This is a genomic window from Vibrio rubrogenes, assembly GCF_059641415.1.
In genome coordinates this window covers 1-5963 of record NZ_JCARSY010000070.1, presented here as the reverse complement: position 1 = coordinate 5963, position 5963 = coordinate 1, and the positions used below count along the sequence as shown (strand labels likewise).

6 protein-coding genes, 1 pseudogene and 1 riboswitch are annotated in these 5963 nt (G+C 35.8%); of the genes and pseudogenes, 1 reads left to right on the top strand and 6 read right to left on the bottom strand.

Going from position 1 to position 5963, the window contains the following annotated elements:
* From AC55NX_RS20355 to AC55NX_RS20335, 5 genes are all read right to left on the bottom strand, one after another.
* The coding region (locus AC55NX_RS20355; RefSeq protein WP_496997391.1) for a 6-phospho-beta-glucosidase at positions 1 to 1028 on the bottom strand (1028 nt) is incomplete at its 3' end.
* Position 1029: 1 nt separating this feature from the next.
* The gene (locus tag AC55NX_RS20350) at positions 1030 to 1374 is read right to left on the bottom strand and encodes a PTS lactose/cellobiose transporter subunit IIA (RefSeq protein ID WP_496997390.1); all 345 of its coding nucleotides are present in this window, start codon (positions 1372 to 1374) and stop codon (positions 1030 to 1032) included.
* Between the two features lie 60 nt (positions 1375 to 1434).
* Complete coding sequence (locus AC55NX_RS20345) at positions 1435 to 2754, bottom strand: PTS sugar transporter subunit IIC (protein ID WP_496997389.1); 1320 nt, start codon at positions 2752 to 2754, stop codon at positions 1435 to 1437.
* A 17-nt stretch (positions 2755 to 2771) separates the two neighbouring features.
* Positions 2772 to 3083 (bottom strand): PTS sugar transporter subunit IIB, encoded by a 312-nt coding sequence (locus AC55NX_RS20340; protein WP_496997388.1) that lies wholly within the window; start codon positions 3081 to 3083, stop codon positions 2772 to 2774.
* A gap of 227 nt (positions 3084 to 3310) precedes the next feature.
* Positions 3311 to 4021, bottom strand: a complete 711-nt coding sequence (locus tag AC55NX_RS20335; protein ID WP_496997387.1) for a GntR family transcriptional regulator — start codon at positions 4019 to 4021, stop codon at positions 3311 to 3313.
* 606 nt (positions 4022 to 4627) lie between these two features.
* On the opposite strand from AC55NX_RS20335, the pseudogene AC55NX_RS20330 reads away from it, so the two are divergent.
* Positions 4628 to 4825, top strand: a pseudogene (locus tag AC55NX_RS20330) (DUF6444 domain-containing protein); the annotation flags it as partial.
* Between the two features lie 144 nt (positions 4826 to 4969).
* Here AC55NX_RS20330 and ribB read toward each other — a convergent pair.
* The gene (gene ribB, locus AC55NX_RS20325; protein WP_496997386.1) at positions 4970 to 5626 is read right to left on the bottom strand and encodes a 3,4-dihydroxy-2-butanone-4-phosphate synthase; all 657 of its coding nucleotides are present in this window, start codon (positions 5624 to 5626) and stop codon (positions 4970 to 4972) included.
* A gap of 106 nt (positions 5627 to 5732) precedes the next feature.
* Positions 5733 to 5873, bottom strand: a riboswitch (FMN riboswitch).
* Between the last annotated feature and the right edge of the window lie 90 nt (positions 5874 to 5963).

Genomic DNA, 5963 nt, shown 5'->3' with positions numbered 1-5963 from the left:
GTTCCGTCAAGTTGAACGGGTATAGTTCCGTTGTTACGTACATTTACGTGCATTAGTGTACGTTTATCATTATAAATTGCGCTTATTAACTCACAAGCCGCATCTGAATAATATGTACCACCGCGTTCTTCAAGCTGCTTTGGTTTAACGTCTAAATTTAAATCTTCGTACAATTTAAATAATTCGGTCTCTATAGCCTGAACTTCTTCTCCACGGGTTACATAGTTTTCACATTTCAATTCCTTCAATTCCGCATCATCTTGTTTATAATAATATTGATGATAACCACAGGGTAAAGCACCAAGCTGCATGAGTTGTTCCGGTACCCATTCAACTTTACCAAGGTTTTTGGGAAGTTCAAAATCCTCACCTTGACACATTTTTTCTAGTAGCTCTTTAATCCGATCCTTTCCATTATCCCAGACATGAAAGGCATGGATAAAATGGTTCAGCCCTGCAAACTGGACTTGAATATTTTTACCTAATAGCTCTTCAATACCGTATTGCGTAATAACAGGAACATTACACAGGCCAATGACTTTAACGTTTGTATGTTTTAAAACTGCCTCAGTAATAATGCCAGAAGGATTCGTAAAATTAATCAACCAGGCATCAGGGCAAATATCTTCTATGTCTCTACATAAGTCCAAAGTGACAGGGATTGTACGCATCGCCTTTGCAAATCCTCCAATCCCATTCGTTTCTTGCCCGATCATTCCATAGCGATGTCCAAGCAGTTCATCTTCAATACGCGCAGGAATCATACCAACCCGCATTTGTGAACATACAAAAGAAGCGCCTGACAATGATGCTCTTCTATTGAAACTAATATTTAATTCAATATCTAAGCCGGATTTCTTGATCATCCTTTTAGCAAGAGCTCCAACCGTTTCAACTTTATATCGTCCCTCTTCAATATCGAATAAATCTATGTGAGTAATCGGAAGTTCATTATAACGTTTAATGAATCCTTCGATAATTTCTGGAGTATAACTTGATCCTCCACCAATAATTGTTATTTTAAGCAATTTATTTACTCCTGTTAATTTTATATAATTCGATTATTTCACTTGCAATATCACGACAAAGCATACCTGTCATAATATGATCTTGAATATGAGTTAGAATAAGAGTCATCTTTATTTTTCCCTCCCCTTCATCCAAGCCAATAAGGTATGTCTGATCTTTATGAACTTTGTTTAGCATCTCATCAGCTTGATCAAGCATTTTTAAAGACTCTTCAATATTCCCCGATCTTGCATGTCTCATTGCTTCCATAGTTGCTGAACGTGCACTACCAGCAGAACACAACAAACCCATCAAATATTCTTCACTTAACACTGGAGAATTTTCATTTAAATCTATTTTTGACATTTAATAATCCTTTATTTTTCATGAATACGTAAGAATTTAATATATTTATCACTAATATTCCTATGGCCGCAATTCATTAATTTCCATATTATTTTCATTGTATAATTTAGCTTTTTCTTCATCTACGAGTTGCTTCTCATACATTTTAAAGAATGGATAGTAAATAATTCCTGCGACGACCAAGTTAATCATGACAACAAAGAAGGCTTGTACCGACCAATTGGTAGCCCACATGGCTCCAATTGGAGCAGGGGTAGTCCAAGGTGGAATTGCCACAATACGATTTAGCAATTCAAATTTAAATGAAAACCACGTAATTACACCACAGATTTGAGGCGCTAAAACCCAAGGGATGAAAAAAGTCGGGTTCATAACGATCGGAGTACCAAATGAAACTGGTTCGTTAATATTAAATACTCCCGGGATCAATGACATTTTACCAATAGCTTTCAAATGCTGAGATCGTGAGCGAATAAAGAGCAATACAAGTGCTATTGTAGCGCCTGAGCCCCCGACCTGAATAAAGAAGTCGATTAGCGGTTGTGCAAAGATTGTAGGTAATTCCGTACCAGGAACACCTTGTGCTAAAGCTTGTTGGTTAACTGTTAAATTTGATAGAAGAAAAGGAGTTATAATACCACCAGTAATTGCTGCACCATGTACACCTGCCCACCATAAAACCTGCGCAATAAAGGTAACGAGTAAGACAGCGCCTAAAGAGTCAGAGGCAGATACTAGAGGTTTGAACAATTCCATAATAGCTTCTGGAAGAATAAAACCAGTTTCATTGTAGATAAATAAATTTAGTGGATAAATTGTTATCACTACAACTAAGACTGGAATTAATAAATCAAAAGATTGACGAATTTTTTCTGGAACTTGTTGAGGTAGTTTTAAACCAATATTATATTTATGCAAAAAATTCATCATTTCTGGAATATAAATACCAATTAGCATGGCCGTAAATATTCCCTTCCCTCCCATGTTATCTGTTGAAATAACACCATCTCCCATGGGGGCTGCAACTAATAAAAAAGTAGATAATGAGAGTAAACTTGCCAAGTGTGGGTTAAGTGTTTTGTAATTTCTTGCCAAATTATATCCAAGGCCTGATACTATCCACAAAGTCATGATACCCATGGTATAGTGAAAAGGTAACATAATTTGTTCTTTGTAGTTTGCTGCGAAAGTTGACCATAAATTTGTAGATGTTTTATCAAACGGTGGATAGGCAACTACTAATAAAAATGACCCCACAATGATAAAAGGAATTGCACCAATAAATGCATCCCTAATAGCCATAACGTGTCTTTGAGCTCCAACTTTACCGGCTATTGGAGCAAGTGTATATTCTAGAAAACTAAAAATTTTATTTTTCATATTTTCATTTCCTATGTTTAGCTACTTTTTAGCGCTAATGCTTGCGTTAAAATTTCGTCACCATTTAGTGTTCCATACAGCATCATGTTTATTTTTGCACATTTTTTCCCTTCATCTTCACATCTCTTATTGAAGTCATCAAACTTATAGCTGACTTGTGGTGCCACAAGACAAATATCATATTGATTTATTACGTCCTCAAATTCAGATATTGAATATGCTTTTATTTCAACATCGATTTCTCTTTTTTTTGCAGCTTCTAGCATATTATTTACAACCATAGAGGTAGACATGCCCGCTGCACAACACAGGAATATTTTTGTAGTCATAATTATCTCTTAATTAAAAAATGGTATGTTATTAAACAAAATACAATTGGTTCGGTAATAATAATTTCCTTAAAATAAATAGTTCTCCCTATAATATTTAATTACAATATTAATATGATATGTTCATTCAACTTCTGAATAAGAGTAATCATTTTTTAATGATACTCTTACTCATGTATTTCATTATTTTTTTAAAATTAAATCATAACCATATATAAATATCATTGCTAATCATTGTTATATGAATAGAATTCAAAACTATATTCACTTAACTTAAAATAGTTAATACTATATTCAAAAATAGTACCATCATCGAGCTCTCCAATAGAGATAACTTTCAATAAGGGATAGTTTTCACTAGTAGATAGTAATTTTGCTAGTTTCTTTCCTGCTAATTCAGGAAGTACAATTTGCTTACTTCTTGATATACGAAGCCCCTTAGATTTGATGTATTCATATTTTGACTCCCTCATCACATCAACAGTTAAATCAGAAAACAGAGATAAAGGCATGTATGTACGCTCCACCATTTCTGGTTCTCCATTAATAAATCTAACCCTCTCGACATGATATACCATATCATGCGTATCAAGATTTAACTTTGAGCCCACCACAATATCAGATTCTAATATTTCGAAAGTGAGTACTTCTGTTGTCAAATCTTTTCCTTGAGATTTCACCTCTTTATAAAAACCTAATAATTCAGATGCTCCATGTATTGCCAACTTGTTCTTTTTAACAAATGTTCCTGTTCCTTTTATCCTGAATAAAAAGTCTTGCTCAACCAGTAATGCAAGAGATTTTCTTAGCGTCATTCTACTGACGTTGTAAATCTCGCACAGAGTGCTTTCTGAGGGCAGCATACAACCTTCTTCATATTCTCCGGAACTAATTCTTTCAATTAAGTCATCAACAATTTGTAAATAGACTGATTTCATTTATTCTTACACCTCGTTTTCTTTTTTGAGTATACACCACCTATACATCATGTCTATAACGACGAGGCAAAAACCTATACATGATGTATACGTAGAGGATTAAAAATTAAGAATAGTAGGAATTTAATCCAATATATTCAATATGATAACGCTTATTGATCAAGTTCACATTTTTAGATTTTTAATGTTAGTGAATCCCAGTTTTTCTTGATACTAAGAAAAAATGAAAGTAGTCATTAATCTAACATTGGATATAACTGCCAGCTGTGAAGTTTATTCTGCTACCTTTATCATGGCATTTTGTCAGATAAAGGTATTATTAAACCAACAGCATATGCAATCGTATTTTAAAAGATACCCATGCTCATAACAAAAATGGCGGCAATCGATGTGATTGCCGCCATTTCAGGATGATACTTTAATACTCAGTATGAATCTTTATTACTTAGTATGAATCTTTATTACTTAGTATGAGACTTTTTACTCTCCAACAATTGTAGTGTGGCTTTCCACACTTGGTTCATTTTTTCTTCTTGAGTGATCATTTGTAGCCTTCATCGTGAAAGTATGTAAAAGAAGAAATCCAAATTCGCAGATGCACCACCTATTGATTCTGATATCAATGAAGCTAACGCACTCATCGAAGAGTTATGGGGACAGCTTCGCCACTATTCCACTATTTCGCCACTATGAAGACAAGCTAAAAACCAGTTACTCTAATTTTTCAAAACCACCGTCTTCGGATGGCCCAAAAGAGCGAGCTGAGAGAAAAAAGCTCAAAGCTCTGGTGACCGCTATCCGAGATAGCATCCAAACAGCGCCGTTAGCTCATGTGACGAAACTTCCCACCCTCGTAATGGTGAAGAGAGCTTACGTTGGTGTTGACTGGTCGCAGTGAAGACTGATAACTGAATGACCAGCATCCATAAAGACGCTGGTTTATCTAGTTTAGGCGGTTATTGAACTGAGTTGACTACGATATAAAATTATATCTTCTATAGTTAAAACTGGCATGTTATGAGAATTAGCAAAATCAATCACTTCTAGGGTATTAGCCATTGTACCGTCATAGTTAGTAAGCTCACATAGTAGACCTACTGGTTGAAGGCCAGCCATTTGCATTAGATCAATTGTCCCCTCTGTATGACCTCTACGGCTCAATACGCCCCCATTCCTAGCTCGGAGAGGAAATACATGACCAGGTCGAGCTAAATCACTCGGTACAGCACTTGGTTCTATCGCTGCCTTTACTGTAGCAACACGATCTCGGGCTGAAACTCCCGTAGTTACTCCTATTTTTGCTTCAATTGATACCGTAAAAGCGGTTTTGTTAACACTGGTATTAGTATCAACCATAGCTTGTAGATCTAATCGATCGGCATGTTCTTCTGTAAGGCACAGGCAAACGATACCGCTACACTCTCGAATCATGAGGGCCATTTGCTTGTCAGTAATATGCTCAGCAGAAAAAATCAGATCTCCTTCATTCTCTCTGTTTTCATCATCTAGCAACATGACTCCTTGACCATGTTGTAGAGCTGTTAGAGCATTTTCGACACGGGTGATTGAATTACCAAAGTTGGCAAGTAATGATGTTTGATTCATGGTTTCTCCAAATTTATTACCAGAATCAGGGCTAGTTTGGAGGGATAAAACACAATGCGAAATACACAGTTTCCTCGCACTGAATGTTGCGATAAATCTAGTGTGTTTAAATTCTCTCTCATCCGGACTATAACCGTCGGCCCAGGATTCTCACCTGATCTGCTGACCTCGACAAATCGAGCGCTCGCGGGCTTATCGTTTTAGATATACCGCCGGTGGGGAATTCCACCCCGCCCTGAGAATTACATTTATTGTCCATAGCTTGAACAATATAAGCCTATAACAATAAGTTACACAATGGAATTAAAAAAAGACATAAGATTATCGTTAAAAAAAA